The 14,268-nt window shown below is 61.7% G+C and carries 15 protein-coding genes; 8 read left to right on the forward strand and 7 right to left on the reverse strand.

Going from position 1 to position 14,268, the window contains the following annotated elements; genetic code table 11:
• Nucleotides 1-475 precede the first annotated feature (475 nt).
• The 4 genes from rpsT to ACWGS8_RS23925 all read right to left on the reverse strand — a co-directional run bounded on the left by rpsT (nt 476) and on the right by ACWGS8_RS23925 (nt 3,853).
• The gene (gene rpsT / locus ACWGS8_RS23910) at nt 476-742 is read right to left on the reverse strand and encodes a 30S ribosomal protein S20 (protein WP_010913342.1); all 267 of its coding nucleotides are present in this window, start codon (nt 740-742) and stop codon (nt 476-478) included.
• Between the two features lie 181 nt (nt 743-923).
• Complete coding sequence (locus ACWGS8_RS23915; RefSeq protein WP_454583221.1) at nt 924-1,697, reverse strand: enoyl-CoA hydratase; 774 nt, start codon at nt 1,695-1,697, stop codon at nt 924-926.
• 31 nt (nt 1,698-1,728) lie between these two features.
• Nucleotides 1,729-2,619 carry a bifunctional DNA-formamidopyrimidine glycosylase/DNA-(apurinic or apyrimidinic site) lyase gene (gene mutM / locus ACWGS8_RS23920; protein ID WP_454583222.1) on the reverse strand — a complete coding sequence of 297 codons (891 nt, stop codon included), beginning with the start codon at nt 2,617-2,619 and terminating at the stop codon, nt 1,729-1,731.
• Nucleotides 2,612-3,853, reverse strand: a complete 1,242-nt coding sequence (locus ACWGS8_RS23925) for a phosphopentomutase (RefSeq protein ID WP_454583223.1) — start codon at nt 3,851-3,853, stop codon at nt 2,612-2,614. Before ACWGS8_RS23925 ends, mutM begins: the two co-directional genes overlap by 8 nt.
• A gap of 279 nt (nt 3,854-4,132) precedes the next feature.
• Here ACWGS8_RS23925 and ACWGS8_RS23930 point away from each other — a divergent pair, with 279 nt between their 5' ends.
• Nucleotides 4,133-5,056: a phosphate/phosphite/phosphonate ABC transporter substrate-binding protein gene (locus ACWGS8_RS23930; RefSeq protein WP_454583224.1), complete on the forward strand. Its 924-nt coding sequence runs from the start codon at nt 4,133-4,135 to the stop codon at nt 5,054-5,056.
• Nucleotides 5,057-5,062: 6 nt separating this feature from the next.
• On the opposite strand, the gene ACWGS8_RS23935 is transcribed toward ACWGS8_RS23930, so the two are convergent.
• The 3 genes from ACWGS8_RS23935 to ACWGS8_RS23945 all read right to left on the reverse strand — a co-directional run bounded on the left by ACWGS8_RS23935 (nt 5,063) and on the right by ACWGS8_RS23945 (nt 6,872).
• Complete coding sequence (locus tag ACWGS8_RS23935; RefSeq protein WP_454583225.1) at nt 5,063-5,686, reverse strand: TadE/TadG family type IV pilus assembly protein; 624 nt, start codon at nt 5,684-5,686, stop codon at nt 5,063-5,065.
• 34 nt (nt 5,687-5,720) lie between these two features.
• Complete coding sequence (locus tag ACWGS8_RS23940) at nt 5,721-6,311, reverse strand: TadE/TadG family type IV pilus assembly protein (RefSeq protein ID WP_454583226.1); 591 nt, start codon at nt 6,309-6,311, stop codon at nt 5,721-5,723.
• A 138-nt stretch (nt 6,312-6,449) separates the two neighbouring features.
• A complete protein-coding gene (locus ACWGS8_RS23945; protein WP_172234562.1) occupies nt 6,450-6,872 on the reverse strand; it encodes a pilus assembly protein N-terminal domain-containing protein in 423 nt (140 codons plus the stop codon).
• Nucleotides 6,873-7,228: 356 nt separating this feature from the next.
• On the opposite strand from ACWGS8_RS23945, the gene ACWGS8_RS23950 reads away from it, so the two are divergent.
• From ACWGS8_RS23950 to ACWGS8_RS23980, 7 genes are all read left to right on the forward strand, one after another.
• Nucleotides 7,229-7,405, forward strand: a complete 177-nt coding sequence (locus tag ACWGS8_RS23950; protein ID WP_454583227.1) for a Flp family type IVb pilin — start codon at nt 7,229-7,231, stop codon at nt 7,403-7,405.
• A 174-nt stretch (nt 7,406-7,579) separates the two neighbouring features.
• Nucleotides 7,580-8,098: an A24 family peptidase gene (locus tag ACWGS8_RS23955; RefSeq protein ID WP_454583337.1), complete on the forward strand. Its 519-nt coding sequence runs from the start codon at nt 7,580-7,582 to the stop codon at nt 8,096-8,098.
• Between the two features lie 214 nt (nt 8,099-8,312).
• Nucleotides 8,313-9,128, forward strand: coding sequence for a Flp pilus assembly protein CpaB (gene cpaB, locus ACWGS8_RS23960; protein ID WP_454583228.1), 816 nt, complete (start codon nt 8,313-8,315; stop codon nt 9,126-9,128).
• Nucleotides 9,125-10,651 (forward strand): type II and III secretion system protein family protein, encoded by a 1,527-nt coding sequence (locus ACWGS8_RS23965; protein WP_454583229.1) that lies wholly within the window; start codon nt 9,125-9,127, stop codon nt 10,649-10,651. The genes cpaB and ACWGS8_RS23965 overlap by 4 nt, the downstream gene beginning before the upstream one ends.
• 14 nt (nt 10,652-10,665) lie before the next feature.
• Entirely contained in the window at nt 10,666-11,403 is a 738-nt protein-coding gene (locus ACWGS8_RS23970; protein WP_454583230.1) for a CpaD family pilus assembly protein, read from the forward strand.
• A gap of 45 nt (nt 11,404-11,448) precedes the next feature.
• A complete protein-coding gene (locus tag ACWGS8_RS23975) occupies nt 11,449-12,738 on the forward strand; it encodes an AAA family ATPase (RefSeq protein WP_454583231.1) in 1,290 nt (429 codons plus the stop codon).
• A gap of 6 nt (nt 12,739-12,744) precedes the next feature.
• Nucleotides 12,745-14,253, forward strand: a complete 1,509-nt coding sequence (locus ACWGS8_RS23980) for a CpaF family protein (RefSeq protein WP_454583232.1) — start codon at nt 12,745-12,747, stop codon at nt 14,251-14,253.
• The last annotated feature ends 15 nt before the right edge of the window (nt 14,254-14,268 follow it).

Here is a 14,268-nt window from a genome sequence, read left to right on the forward strand (position 1 = left end):
CATTACCGAAATCGCTGTGGATAGGGCAAGGCCACGTCTAACGGATTTTTAAGGAATCTGGTTACCTCCGGCGCCTTCGGGCGCCATGCCGCAGCGGCGTATTTTGACAAAGCCATTGTGATTCAAACCCTTTTCCGGCGAATATGAAAAAGCCGGGCCGATAGGAAATATTCTGAAATAATTCGCTTGACAGCCAGTTGTCCTCCCATCCCCTTGGGGTGTTGTGGACAGGCTGTGGATGACCATGGGTAAGTGTCTGAAAAATATTGCCTATTTCTGATAGCCAGGAATTTTCTGGGCGACATTTTTCAAGCATGTCAACCATCGGCGGGCATGCATATGCCGGCAAAGCATTTCGAAGTCTGGGATCTGCTTTGGGCGCCGTTTCCGGGCATTCTTTTCAAGTACTTGCCGGCAAACGAAAAAAACCCGGCGCGATCGGCCGGGTTTAGACAAGCTAGTCTGTATAGCGATGTTAGGCCGACAGCACCTTGAGCCGTGCGGCCAGACGCGACACCTTACGGGACGCTGTGTTCTTGTGGATGACGCCCTTGGTCGCGGCACGCATCAACTCAGGCTCGGCTGCCTTGAAGGCGGCCTGCGCGGCTGCCTTGTCGCCGGAGGCGAGCGCCTCCTCGACCTGGCGGACATAGGTACGCACGCGCGAGCGGCGGTTCTTGTTGATCGCCGCGCGGCGGGCGATCTTGCGCGTTGCCTTTTTGGCCGAGGATGTGTTGGCCATGATGCCTCTCTTCTGATCTGGTCGGCGCACGCGGCATGCCGCAGGGCGCAAAAAACAAACGGGCAGCCACAGGGCCGCCTCGGTTGGTGCGGCTTATAGTTCAGCTTTTCCGGCGCGTCAACGCCGCCTGGCGTTCTTTTTGGCCCGCGCCACAGGGTTTCGATCGCGGGCGGGCAAGACTCTATCGATTGGCGAAATTAGGCTTCCGCTTTTCGGCGAAGGCCGCCATGCCTTCCTTCTGGTCTTCGAGTGCGAAAAGCGAGTGGAACAGACGACGTTCGAACCGCAATCCCTCGGCCAGCGTCGTCTCAAAGGAGCGGTTGACGGCTTCCTTCGCCATCATCACCGAGGGCAGCGAGAAATCGGCTATCTTGGCCGCCGCCTTGACCGCTTCCTCGACAAGCTCGGCGGCGGGCACGACCCGCGACACCAGGCCTGAGCGCTCGGCTTCCGCTGCATCCATCATCCGTCCGGTCAGGCACATATCCATCGCCTTCGACTTGCCGACAAACCGGGTCAGGCGTTGCGACCCGCCCATCCCGGGAATGACGCCGAGCGTGATTTCGGGCTGGCCGAATTTGGCCGTGTCGGCGGCAATGATGAAGTCGCACATCATTGCCAGTTCGCATCCGCCGCCGAGCGCATAGCCGGCCACCGCGGCGATAACGGGTTTCCGCACCCGCGTCAGGTCTTCCCAGCCGACGAACAGGTCCTGCAGATAGGCATCCGCAAAGGAGATTGCCTGCATCTCCTTGATGTCGGCGCCGGCGGCAAAGGCCTTGTCGGAACCTGTAATGACCACGGCGCCGATGCCGGCGTCGGCATCGAAGTCTTTCACGGCCGCGACCAGTTCGGCGAGAAGCTGAAGGTTCAGCGCATTGAGCGCCTTTGGCCGGTTCAGCGTGACCAGTCCGACCTTGCCACGCGTCTCGGTGATGATCGTTTCATAGGCCATGGCTGCTTCTCCTCGCTTGCGTCGGTCTAACTCAGCTCTGACACGTCCGGCAATAGAAGGTCGAGCGTCCGCTCTGCACGACGCGCTCGATATGTCCGCCGCAGCCGGGCTTCGGGCAGGGCTCGCCCTCACGGTCGTAGACGGCGAAGGAATGCTGGAAATAGCCCAGCGATCCATCGGTGTGCATATAGTCGCGCAGCGAAGACCCGCCGGCGGCGATGGCATCCGATATGACCGAACGGATCGCCTCGGCCAGGCGTTCGCTTTGTTGTCTGGCCTTCTTGCCCGGCTTGGCGATGGTGCCCGCCTCGCGCAAGGGCGACAGACCGGCGCGCCAAAGCGCCTCCGAGACATAGATATTGCCAAGTCCCGCGATCAGCTTCTGGTCAAGAAGTGCTGCCTTCAGCGGCGATCCGCGGCCTTTCAGCAACGAGGCGAGCAGCACGCCGTCCAGCGTATTGCCCGTGGGCTCGACGCCCAGTCCGGCGAGCATCGGATGCGTCTCCGGCGATCCTTCCGCAAACAGCATGAAACCGAAGCGGCGCGGGTCGTTGAAGATCACGCGGGACCGGGTGCCGTCGGCGGCGACGACATCGAACACGACATGGTCGTGCGTCGTGCTTTTCGAGCGCTCGTGGTGAAACACACCAGGTGTCCCGCCGTCTTCGTCGGTCTCGATGCGAAAGGAGCCCGACATGCCGAGATGGCAGATCAGCACCGGGCCGTCCTGCACATGCATGGTCAGATATTTGGCCCGGCGACCGAGCGCCGTGATGGTCTTGCCGGTCAGCCTTTCCGAAAACCGGTCGGGAAAGGGAAACCGCAGGTCTGGCCGACGCGCCTCGACCCTGGTCAGACGGGCACCTTCCAGAACCGGCTGCAGGCCACGCCGGACCGTTTCGACTTCGGGCAATTCAGGCATGGCCGCCAATCATCGCACGGAAAGAAGTGCCGTGGCGGCCGGGCGCCAGCCTGAGGTGTTCGGCGACGGTCTCGCCGATATCGGCGAATGTCGTTCTCAGTCCGATGTCGCCACCTGCCAGACCCGGCCCCATGCCGATCACCGGGATGCGTTCACGCGTGTGATCGGTCCCTCGCCAGGTCGGATCATTGCCATGGTCGGCCGTCAGGATGAGAAGGTCGCCTTGCCGCAGCCTCGCCAATGCTTCCGGCAGCCTCCGGTCGAAGGCCTCGAGCGCGGCGGCATAGCCGGCGACATCGCGGCGATGGCCGAATTCGGTATCGAAATCGACGAAATTGGCGAAAACGAGATCGCCGTCGCCGGCATCCTCCATCGCACCAAGCGCCTTGTCGAACATGGCCATGTTGCCTGCGGCCTTGCGCACTTCCGAAATCCCGCGATGGGCGAAGATGTCGCCGATCTTGCCGACGGCGATGACGCGGCTTCCCCGTGCCGTCAGCCGGTCAAGCAAGGTCGGCTCCGGCGGTGGCACGGCATAGTCATGGCGATTGTAGGTCCGCTGGAAGGTGGCGGCGGTCTCGCCGACGAACGGCCGTGCGATCACGCGCCCGATTCTGAGCGGATCAACCAGCCGGCGCACCACCTGACAGAATTCATAAAGCCGATCCAACCCGAAATGGACTTCATGCGCGGCGATCTGCAGGACCGAGTCGACGGAGGTGTAGCAGATTGGCTTGCCGGTGCGGATGTGTTCCTCGCCGAACCGTTCGATGATCTCCGTGCCCGGTGCATGGCAATTGCCGAGAATGCCTGGAACCTCGCCCTCGCGGATCATCGCCGCGGTCAGATCAGCCGGAAAGGCGGGAACCGAATCCGGGAAGTAACCCCAGTCGAAACGCACCGGCAGTCCGGCGATCTCCCAGTGGCCGGAGGGTGTGTCCTTGCCGCTCGAAACTTCCTGCGCCGCGCCATGGAAGGCATTGGCGACCAGATCCGTTCCGAAATGGGCAAAACCCAACCCTGTCGCCGTCTCCGCTGCCTTGCCAAGCCCGAGCGATGCCATGTGCGGGACAAACAGCGGCCCTTGTCGAAGCCGCTCGCGATCCGCGCGCCCTTCGGCGCAAGCTTCGGCGATATGCGCAAGCGTGTTGGCGCCGGCGTCGCCATAACGTTCGGCGTCGGACGCACCACCGATGCCGAAAGAGTCCAGGACGAAGAGGAAAGCGCGCGCCATCGGGTCATTGTTGCCAGTTCGGACGCCCAGACATAGGGTTCCAAGGCGGCATTGGCAATTCGGAAACCAAACGGCAACGGCTTGGCGCGATAGTTCAGTCCATGTCGCCCGAAAAGTGCACGGCGGTTTTGGGGTAACGACATGGACAAACCCAGAGTCCATGTCGCCCGAAAGTGCACGGCGGTTTTGGGGCAACGACGGCAGGCACAATCCGAGATGTAAGGCGTCACGACGCACGGGCTTGGGCATGGATCGAAGGAAACGCAGGACGGTCTTGTCATGAAAGCCGCGCTGAAGGCATGTGCGGCCCTTGTGGCCATGCATGGTGCGCTCTGCTGTGGTCCGGCGCGGGCCGACTGGCGCGACGATATCGGCACATTCCGCGTCGGCATCGTCGCCGAGCCCGGCGCCGGCAACACCGTTCCGGGGCTGGCGCTGTTGACGCAATCCTTTACCAATGCGCTTGGCATGAAGGTGGAGTTCGTCGTTGCGCGCGATTACGCGGCACTGATCGAGGCGCAGGCCAACGCCCGGATCGAGTATGCCATCTATTCGGCGACGGCCTATGCGACGGCGCTGCAGCGTTGTGGATGCATCGAGCCGCTTGTGGCTCCGGTCGATTCCGATGGTGCGGCCGGCATCCGCTCAGTGCTGCTGACGCGGGACGGCAAGCTGTCAGGCCTGGCGGCGATGGAGACGCACCGCATCGCCATGCCGCCGCCGGACAGCGTCGGGGGCTCGCTTTTGCCGCTGGCGGAGCTGGCCGCCGAACACTCGGAGATCGCCGGGGATGCCCCGTTTCTGATCCATGCCGATACGGCGTCCGCTGCGGAAACCATGCTTGTCGACGGCCATGCCGATGCCACGTTCGGCTGGGTGAGGGCAGCGGCCGACGGCCAGCCGCTGCTGTCCGGCGGCACGCAGGCCAGGCTCGAAGCGGCCGGCCTTTCGCCGTCGGCTCTCCAGGTGGTGTGGATGTCGAGCCTGCTGCGATACGGTCCCCATGCCGTGCGCAGCGATCTCGACCCGGAAGCCAGGCGCCGCCTGACCGTGTTCCTCACCAACCTCAAATCGACGACGCCGGATGTCTACGATCTCCTGGAATCGAAGCACTCCGGCGGCTTTCTGACCGTGGCCCCAAAGGACTACGCGACGGCGCAAGCCATCGTGCGCCTGCTGTCGGTCGATGGTGGCCAACAGTAAAAGTCTTCAGCAATCGCCGCAGGGGATGGTCAGGCTTCTGCGCGGACGCAGATAGTAGGTCTCGCCCATCGGAATCGTCGTGGTGAGGGATTTGGTCAGTCCAAGCTTTTGTTGGGTGCTCGTCGTCCAGCCGATGATCGGCGTATAGCTCAGATTGCTGTCGACACGGATGAGGAAGGTGCCGGCCACCTTGAGCGTTGCCGGAACCGTTGTGGCCGTGCCCGCGGTGGCCGCCGCACTATAGACGCCACTGGCAACCTGGCGCGACCACACCACCAGGACCTTGGGCGGTGTATCGGTGGTGACCTGTATTGCCGTGATGGTGATGTTCGGCGTCGAGCGGTTGTAGGGCTGAATGGTCGAGGTGCCGATTTTCATGATGGCGTCGAGATCCGCCTTGACGATGGTCGGCTGTTGCGTGACGAGATCGGCAACCATGCTGCCGATGCGGCTCACCTTCTTGCTGGTCTCGATGGCCTGCGAAGCCTCCATGGTCATGAAGTACATGATCAGCAGGATCGGAACGATAAGAGCGAACTCGACCGCCGCGACGCCCTTGCGATTGGACCAGAATCCGATCGCTCTGCTCCAGGACTCCGCAATTTTCAGATGTGCCCCCGCACGCATCATGGCATTTGCCTTTTTGTTGTTGGTCGTTCCGAACTCAATTGTCGAACGGCTCGTTCTGCCAGGTCACCGACGCAAAATGCAGCGTCCTGCCACCACTCAGATTGGCCATGGACTTGGCCATCAGATCGGTCATGACAGGCCATTTGTAGAAGACCCGCAGCATGTTCTTCGATTCCGCCAGGCCAGGCGTGTTTGCGAAAGTCTGTGAGCTCGTGCCTTGCATCAGCACGACATCGCCGTTCTGGATCTTGAAGGTCGCGGTGGCCGCGTCCGCGAAAGTCGGATACTCCCGAAGATCCACGAGCAGCTGTTGCGGGCAATCCGCGGAGACGATGATCTGCAGCTTGCCGCAGATCAGGGTCGTCAATTTGTTCCCGGCGACATCGGCCGGCCGCAGCTGGCCGGTGCGCAACTGGCGCGCGACATCGTCGGTGATGTTGGCCATCACCTCCTGGCCGGCAAACGAGATGCAGCTTTCGAGGATGGCGAATACGAGGAGGGCGAACGGCAATGCAAGTATCGAGAATTCGATGGCCGTGCTGCCGCGGCGATTGCGAACGAAGCGCGTCAGAAAACCGGCGCGCTCCGCCTTGTGCTGACCTGTCGAGCCGAATTCGTTGCCCATATCCTGTTCCTGCCACCCCTGGACGGTTCGGACAGGTATTAGCGCAAACCAATTGAGGCCCGGTTTGAATGATCGTTAAACTCGGCGCGGGCGCCTTAACCGGCCGGTAACCTGGAGGGGCTGCCGGGGCCGCGCGACCTATTTGCTTGCGCTCATCTCGGCCTCGGAGGATTTTTCAGCCTCGCTCTTGTAGGAGCTTTCGCAATAGGGCGTGCAGGACATGGTCTGGACCTCGGCACGCCGATAAATGCGAACCGACGAGGCTGCCTGCCGCACCACGGTAACCTGCGCGTCGACGATCGGGCTGCCCTCCTGGTCGAGAACGACGAGATTGGTGACACCGAAACCCTTGCCGGTGAGCACGATCGTCGAGGCGTCCTGGACGGAGGCATCGGCGATTGCCGGGTTGCCGACGACGATCGTGTCGGCGGGGCGCGACAACTTCACGATCTTGGCCTGATTCATCGTGACTTCAATATCGGCGGCGGCCCTGGCCGGCGTGATCAAGCTGGTGGCGGCAAGAAGCACGGCAATCAGGATTGAGGATCTCTGCACGGCCATCGATGCGCTCCCGCAAGCAAACTGTTCAACGGAACATGAACGAGATTGGTGAACCAACGGTTAAGTCGGCTTGCCGGCGCCGGATGTGGCGATCGGCGTGGCTGTACACATTGGTGGATCCACGCCGGTCGCCGGCTCTCCCAAAGCCCTTGCCTTTTGCGGAATTGGCTTGGGAAACAGTACATTAGCCAGCGCTTAGCGTCGAGTTAACCACGCATTCCGTTCGAGCCGGGAAAGGAATCGGTAAGGCTGTTTATTAAGCCGATCGAAAGAGCTTCTCCCTAGATTGGCAGCATCCGATCAACCATCACAGAAGTTGACGGAAGTGCTGTAACACGTGGAGTAGGAGCTCTCGAATGTCTAACCTTTTTGCACGTTTCGTGAAGGACGAATCCGGCGCGACCGCTATCGAATATGGTCTGATCGCCGCCCTCATCGCGCTCGCCATCATCACCGGCGCCGGCGCCCTCGGCAATGCAATCAATTCCAAGTTCTCCAACATCGGAAACACCCTGAACACCAGCGGCAGCTAATCTGCTTATTGCTGAACGTTCAGATTATCTTTCGGACAGGGGCCGCCCACATGGGCGGCCCCTGTTTATTGTTGCTTGTCGATGTCGCTGCCGACCGCGTCGTCCATCTCAAGCCTCATCAATCGTTAATCGATCCACTCTAGATTGAGCCTGTGAACAATAGGCATGGCGCCGATGCTTGAAGCCCTGATCTTCGTGGTCTTTCCGTTCTGCATGCTGTTTGCAGCGATCTCCGACATGCTGTCCATGACAATTGCCAATCGCGTGTCGGTGCTGCTTGTCGTCGTCTTCGCGCTGGTCGCGCCGCTGACAGGCATGGAATGGGCAGCCTATGGTTGGCATTTCGCCGCCGGCGCCCTGGTCCTTGCCGTGACGTTCGGCCTGTTCGCAATGGGTGGCATGGGTGGCGGTGACGCCAAGCTGCTGGCCGCAACGGCCGTGTGGATGGGGTTGAACATCCATCTCGTCGAATACCTTGTTGTCTCGACACTGATCGGCGGCCTGCTGACGATCGCCATCCTGCTTTACCGGAAGTCGCCGCTGGCGGTTATGACCGGCCGCAATCCGTTCCTGCGCCATTTCGCGGAAGAGTCGGTAGGGATCCCCTACGGGATCGCGCTCGGCCTTGGCGGGCTGCTGACCTATCCGGATTCGCCTTTGATGGTGTGGGCATTGGCCAGCCTTGCGAGCTGAACACGATCTGATTTCCGTTCCTTGACCGCATTGCCCGACCGGCTTGAAAAGAGCCAAGGCCGGGGCCTCTTTAACCCGTGGCGGCGCGATCCGTCTAATTTATGTAAACGTTAAATTAATCACGATCGTAAGCATTGCATTAACCTTGTTTTGACGATTGCCGCTGCAAAGTCCGGCTTGGCTACGTGGTTTGCCAAGGGCGAGGTTCGGACAGATGCCAGCATCCCGACTTATTATTCTGAGCGTGGCGGTGGCCGCGGCGGGTGGTGCTGGCTATGTGGCGAAAAACATGGTCGCCGCGCCGCCGCCCCAGATCGTGGTCGATTCCGGCCCCCAGGCTCCCGCCGTAGCCCTGCAGGATGTGCTTGTGCTCTCGGGCGATGTCGCGATGGGCAACGCGCTTCAGAACAACATCTCCTGGCAATCCTGGCCGGCTGACGGCGTCAACGCCAATTTCATCACCAAGGCCAATGCTCCCGACGCCCTGGAGAAATTGAAGACGTCGATCGCGCGTGTGCCGATGTATGCGGGCGAGCCGGTGCGGCGTTCCAAGCTGATCGGCGAGGGGCAGAGCTTCATGTCGTCCATCCTGCCTTCCGGGATGCGGGCGGTCGCCACGACCATATCGGCCGACACTTCGGCCGGCGGCTTCATCCTTCCAAACGATTTCGTCGACGTCATCATGACCCGCAGGGCGGATGCCAACAGCGGCAGCACCGGCTTCAACACCGAAACCATCCTCAAGAACATCCGCGTCCTGGCGATCGACCAGACGATCCAGGAAGACGAGGAGGGCAAGAAGACCAGGGTAGGCCAGACCGCCACGCTGGAGCTGACGCCCAAGCAGGCGGAGATCATCACCGTCGCCCAGCAGATGGCGGATCGCCTGACGCTGGCGTTGCGCGCGGTCGCGGACACCCAGGAAAAGAATGTGGGCGAGGCCGACTATCTCGTTTCCGGCAATGGCCGCAAGGGAACGGTGAGACTGATCAAGTCGGGCGAAGTTTCCGAAGTAGGGGCAAGGAAATGAGGCTAAGCGGTAAACTCCCGGCAATCGTGGCCGCGGCATTCGGCCTGCTGCTCGTCGGGACGAATGTGCAGGGCGTCGTCGAGGCGAAGAGCACGCAGGTGACGGCCACCACGGCCTCGCAGCGCGTCAAGCTTGGCCTCAACAAATCGGTGGTCATAGACCTGCCGAGCGATGCCTATGACATTCTTGTCGCCAACCCGACCGTTGCCGATGCGGTGACCCGCACCGCAAGGCGTATCTATCTGTTCGGCAAATCGGTCGGCGAGACCAATATTTTCGTCTTCGGTCCGAACGGCGAACAGATCGCCAGCCTGGACCTGGCCGTCGAACGCGACGTCGCCGGCCTGGAGGACTATATCAAGCGTTTCCTTCCGACCTCGTCCGTCAAGGTGGAATTGCTGAACGACAACGTCGTCTTGACCGGAATGGTCGATACGCCGCTGGACGCGAAGCGGGCGGTCGACCTGGCGACGATCTTCGTCTCCGGCGGTGAAGCAACGACCGGGCAGTATTCGCAGACCGCGGCCGGCGGCTCGGCCCAAGGCGGCGTCGACATCAACAACCCCGACCAGGAACGACGCGTCTCGAAGATCGTCAATCTTCTGCAGATCATCGGCGACGACCAGGTTACGCTCAAGGTGACGGTCGCCGAAGTCAGCCGCTCTGTGATGAAGCAGCTCGGCGTCAATATGATCGCCAGCGGCAACAGCAACGGTATCAGCTGGAATGCGCTGGGCTCGCAGAATTACGGTTTGGGCAAACCGCTATCACAGTACTCAGGCTTTGGCCTTGGCAACTCAACCTCGCCCTTTCAGGCCTACATAAATGCGATGGAACAGTCGGGAGTCATGAAAACCCTGGCTGAACCGACGCTGACGGCGGTGTCGGGTGAGAAGGCGACATTCAAGGTCGGCGGTGAGTTCAACATCATTACCCAGCGCTCACAGAACGTTTCACAGGATAACCAGACCGGCCAGATTACATACACCAACCAGCAGATCGAATACGGCATTGGCCTCGAGTTCCAGCCTGTTGTGCTGTCGGCCGGCCGGATCAGCCTCAAGGTCAGGACCTCGGTGTCGGAGCCAACGACGGAAGGCGCCACCACGGTTGAAGGTGCGGGCAACTTGCCTGGAACCACACTGTTGTCGATCCGCAAGCGCCTGGCTGACACCACGATCGAGTTGCCTTCCGGCGGCTCCATGATGATTGCGGGTCTGGTCCGCGACGACGTGCGTCAGGCGGTCTCCGGACTGCCAGGTCTCGCCAAGATCCCGGTCCTTGGCACCTTGTTCCGCAGCAGGGACTTCGTGCGCAACGAAAGCGAGCTGGTGATTTTCATCACGCCCTATCTGGCGAAGCCGGTGGCCCGCAACGATCTCGCCAAGCCGGACGACAATTTCAACCCTGCCAGCGACGGTGCCGCCAATTTCCTTGGCAAGGTCAATCGCGTCTACGGCACCATGCAGACCGACAAGCCCAACGGCCGGTACCATGGCGTTGTCGGCTACATCTACAAGTGAATGGGGAAGCGGACATGTCTCAGTCAGCGTTGAAGACAAGGACCATCGCCACGACGATGCGCGCCAGCCGTTCGCGGACCGGCCTGCGGGTGTTGTCGGTTCTGGCGGTAGCGATGACCGCTCTGCTGGCCGGATGCGCTCAGCGCGACAGCATCACCGTCGGCGCCATTCCGGACGACTATCGCACCAACCATCCGATCGTCATCGCGGAGAAGAACCAGAAGATCGACCTGCCCGTCGGCGCCGGCGACCGCGGCATGACCGGTTCGCAGCGCGACACGCTGCTGGGTTTCCTCGACGGCTATGACAAGAGTGCCGCGCCGACATTGACCATCCAGATTCCGAGCGGATCGGCCAACGAGGTCGCCGCGACGGCGGCCGGCCGTGATTTCGCCAGGCTCGCGGTTGCCAGCGGTGTCAAGCGCAACCGGATCGTCGTTACCTCCTATCAGGCCGGCTCGAGTGAGACATCGGCCCCGGTTCGCGTCTCGTATATCGCGGTGAGAGCCCAGACCGACAAATGCGGACGCTGGCCCGAGGATCTGCTCGATACGGCGGAAAACAAGCACTACGCCGACTTCGGCTGCTCCTATCAGAACAATCTGGCTGCCCAGATGGCTAATCCGTCCGACCTGCTCGGGCCGCGCAAGCAGACCACCATCGACGCGGAAAATCGTGGCGCGGTGATCGATGTGTATCGCACCAGGGGCATTTCGGGTGAATTCCTGGGCAATTCGGAAGTGACCTACTAAGCCACCTTCGGGAAAGTCAGGGAAAGAAAAGGCCACGGAAAGAGCATGACCATGAGCAACCTTGCCTATGACGCCACCGTGGACGGCGGTGATACATCGCCGCAGGACATCGCCGCGATGCAGGCGTTGCGGCCGGTTCCGCGCATCTCGATCCAGGCATTCTGCGAGACCGAGGGCGTTGCCAATCCGGTCGAGCGCGCCGGCGAGGACCGCCGTATGACCAAGGCGCATCTCAAGGTCCATATGGGCGGCGTTCCCACGGCAATCGAGTTCTATCAGTCGGCACCGACCCCGAACCTGATCTTGCTGGAGTCACGCAGCGAACCCAAGCAATTGCTGGAGCAACTCGCCCAGCTCTCGGAATACTGCGACCCATCCTCGAAAGTGGTGGTGATCGGCCATTACAATGATGTCGGTCTTTATCGCGAGCTCATCCGCTCCGGCATCTCCGAATATGTCATCGCGCCCGTGTCGATGGCCGACATCGTCAGTGTCGTATCGTCGATTTTCGTCGATCCGGAGGCTGAACCGATCGGCCGTTCGATCGCCTTTGTCGGCGCCAAGGGCGGCGTCGGCTCTTCCACCATCGCCCACAATGTCGCCTGGGCAATGTCCTCGCTGTTCAAATCCGAAGTCGTCGTCGCCGACCTCGATCTTGCCTTCGGCACGGCCAACATCAATTTCGACCAGGATCCGGCACAGGGCATCGCCGAAGCGGTGTTCTCGCCCGAACGCGTCGACGAAGTCTATCTCGACCGGCTGCTGACGCAGTGCGCCGAGCACCTGTCGTTGCTCGCCGCGCCCTCGACGCTGGAACGCGTCTACGACTTCGATCCCGATGCCTTTGCGCAGCTTGTCGATACCGCGCAGCGCAGCGTGCCGCTTCTGGTCCTGGACGTCCCCCATGTCTGGACGGGCTGGGCCAAGAACACGCTGGTCAAGGCCGACGACATCGTCATCACCGCGACGCCGGAACTGGCCAATCTGCGCAACACCAAGAACATGGTCGACATGCTCAAGCGGCTTCGCCCCAACGATCCGCCACCGAAGCTGATCATCAACCAGGCCGGCGTCCCCAAGCGGCCGGAAATTTCGCCGACCGATTTCGCCGAGCCGCTCGGCCTGACTCCGATGTCGGTCATTGGCTTCGATCCATTGCTGTTCGGCAATGCCGCCAATAACGGGCGCATGCTCGGCGAGATGGATGCCAAGAACCCGGTTGTCGCGACCATCAACGAGATTGCCCACGTGCTGACCGGGCGAAGCGAAATCCGCACGAAAAAGAAGGCTGGTCTGGGCAGCCTGCTCGGCAAGCTCTCGCGCAACAAGAAGTAGTCGATCATGTTCGGTAAAAGAGGCAACGACGACGGCAACCGGTTCACGCCGGAATTCCGCCAGCCGGCACCGGCGCCGACCGCCCCGCCGCCCGCGGGTTCGGCGGACACGGCGGTTCTTGCCCGGCCCGCGGCACCACCCCAGCCAAGCGCGCCTGTGGTGCCGCCGGCTCGCCGCGCCGTCGAGGCGCCGCCCATCGCGCCGGAGGCAAGGCGACCCCAGCGCGAAAAGAGCGAAACCTACTACGACACCAAGAGCCAGGTTTTCTCGGCGCTCATCGACACGATCGACCTGTCGCAGCTCGCCAAGCTCGACCCGGAGACCGCGCGCGAGGAAATCCGCGACATTGTCAACGACATCATCGCGATCAAGAATTTCGCGATGTCGATCGCCGAGCAGGAGGAATTGCTCGAGGACATCTGCAACGACGTGCTTGGCTATGGGCCGCTCGAGCCATTGCTCGCCCGCGACGACATCGCCGACATCATGGTCAATGGCTCCAAGAACGTCTACATCGAAGTCAATGGCAAGGTCGAGCAGACCGGCATTCGCTTTCGCGACAACCAGCAGCTTCTCAACATCTGCCAGCGCATCGTCAGTCAGGTCGGCCGCCGAGTCGATGAATCCAGCCCGATCTGCGACGCCCGCCTTCCCGACGGCTCCCGCGTCAACGTCATCGCTCCGCCGCTCGCCATCGACGGCACCGCACTCACCATCCGCAAATTCAAGAAGGACAAGCTGACGCTCGATCAGTTGGTCAAGTTCGGTGCCATCTCGCCGCAGGGCGCCGAGGTACTCAAGATCATCGGTCGTGTTCGCTGCAACATCGTCATCTCGGGCGGCACCGGCTCCGGCAAGACGACGCTGCTCAACTGCCTGACCAACTACATCGATCGCGACGAACGCGTCATCACCTGCGAGGACTCAGCCGAACTGCAACTGCAGCAGCCGCATGTGGTGCGCCTGGAAACCCGTCCGCCCAACCTCGAAGGCGAGGGCGAGGTGACGATGCGCGACCTGGTCAAGAACTGCCTGCGCATGCGGCCAGAGCGCATCATCGTCGGCGAGGTGCGCGGACCCGAGGTGTTCGACCTTCTGCAGGCGATGAACACCGGCCATGACGGCTCGATGGGAACGATCCACTCGAACAGCCCGCGCGAATGCCTGAACCGTATCGAATCCATGATCGCCATGGGTGGTTATTCGCTGCCGCAGAAAACCGTGCGGGAAATCGTCGTCGGTTCCATCGACGTGATCATCCAGGCGGCGCGCCTGCGCGACGGATCGCGTCGCATCACTCACATCACCGAGGTGATCGGGATGGAAGGCGACGTCATCATCACCCAGGACATCGTCCTCTACAACATCAAGGGCGAGGACGCCAATGGCAGGCTGCTGGGCGAGCACGTCTCGACCGGCATCGGCCGCCCGCATTTCTGGGACCGGGCTCGCTACTACGGCGAGGAGCAGCGCCTCGCCGTTGCGCTAGAGGCAATGGAGAAGCGCGCTGACTGATGCGTTGAGGGTTCT

The organism is Mesorhizobium sp. 43Arga (assembly GCF_053714255.1).

Bases quoted from the DNA above. Each gene is read 5' to 3' on its own strand.
- rpsT (WP_010913342.1), bottom strand. From the start codon at position 742: ATGGCCAACACATCCTCGGCCAAAAAGGCAACGCGCAAGATCGCCCGC.
- ACWGS8_RS23915 (WP_454583221.1), bottom strand. From the start codon at position 1,697: ATGGCCTATGAAACGATCATCACCGAGACGCGTGGCAAGGTCGGACTG.
- mutM (WP_454583222.1), bottom strand. From the start codon at position 2,619: ATGCCTGAATTGCCCGAAGTCGAAACGGTCCGGCGTGGCCTGCAGCCG.
- ACWGS8_RS23925 (WP_454583223.1), bottom strand. From the start codon at position 3,853: ATGGCGCGCGCTTTCCTCTTCGTCCTGGACTCTTTCGGCATCGGTGGT.
- ACWGS8_RS23930 (WP_454583224.1), top strand. From the start codon at position 4,133: ATGAAAGCCGCGCTGAAGGCATGTGCGGCCCTTGTGGCCATGCATGGT.
- ACWGS8_RS23935 (WP_454583225.1), bottom strand. From the start codon at position 5,686: ATGATGCGTGCGGGGGCACATCTGAAAATTGCGGAGTCCTGGAGCAGA.
- ACWGS8_RS23940 (WP_454583226.1), bottom strand. From the start codon at position 6,311: ATGGGCAACGAATTCGGCTCGACAGGTCAGCACAAGGCGGAGCGCGCC.
- ACWGS8_RS23945 (WP_172234562.1), bottom strand. From the start codon at position 6,872: ATGGCCGTGCAGAGATCCTCAATCCTGATTGCCGTGCTTCTTGCCGCC.
- ACWGS8_RS23950 (WP_454583227.1), top strand. From the start codon at position 7,229: ATGTCTAACCTTTTTGCACGTTTCGTGAAGGACGAATCCGGCGCGACC.
- ACWGS8_RS23955 (WP_454583337.1), top strand. From the start codon at position 7,580: ATGCTTGAAGCCCTGATCTTCGTGGTCTTTCCGTTCTGCATGCTGTTT.
- cpaB (WP_454583228.1), top strand. From the start codon at position 8,313: ATGCCAGCATCCCGACTTATTATTCTGAGCGTGGCGGTGGCCGCGGCG.
- ACWGS8_RS23965 (WP_454583229.1), top strand. From the start codon at position 9,125: ATGAGGCTAAGCGGTAAACTCCCGGCAATCGTGGCCGCGGCATTCGGC.
- ACWGS8_RS23970 (WP_454583230.1), top strand. From the start codon at position 10,666: ATGTCTCAGTCAGCGTTGAAGACAAGGACCATCGCCACGACGATGCGC.
- ACWGS8_RS23975 (WP_454583231.1), top strand. From the start codon at position 11,449: ATGACCATGAGCAACCTTGCCTATGACGCCACCGTGGACGGCGGTGAT.
- ACWGS8_RS23980 (WP_454583232.1), top strand. From the start codon at position 12,745: ATGTTCGGTAAAAGAGGCAACGACGACGGCAACCGGTTCACGCCGGAA.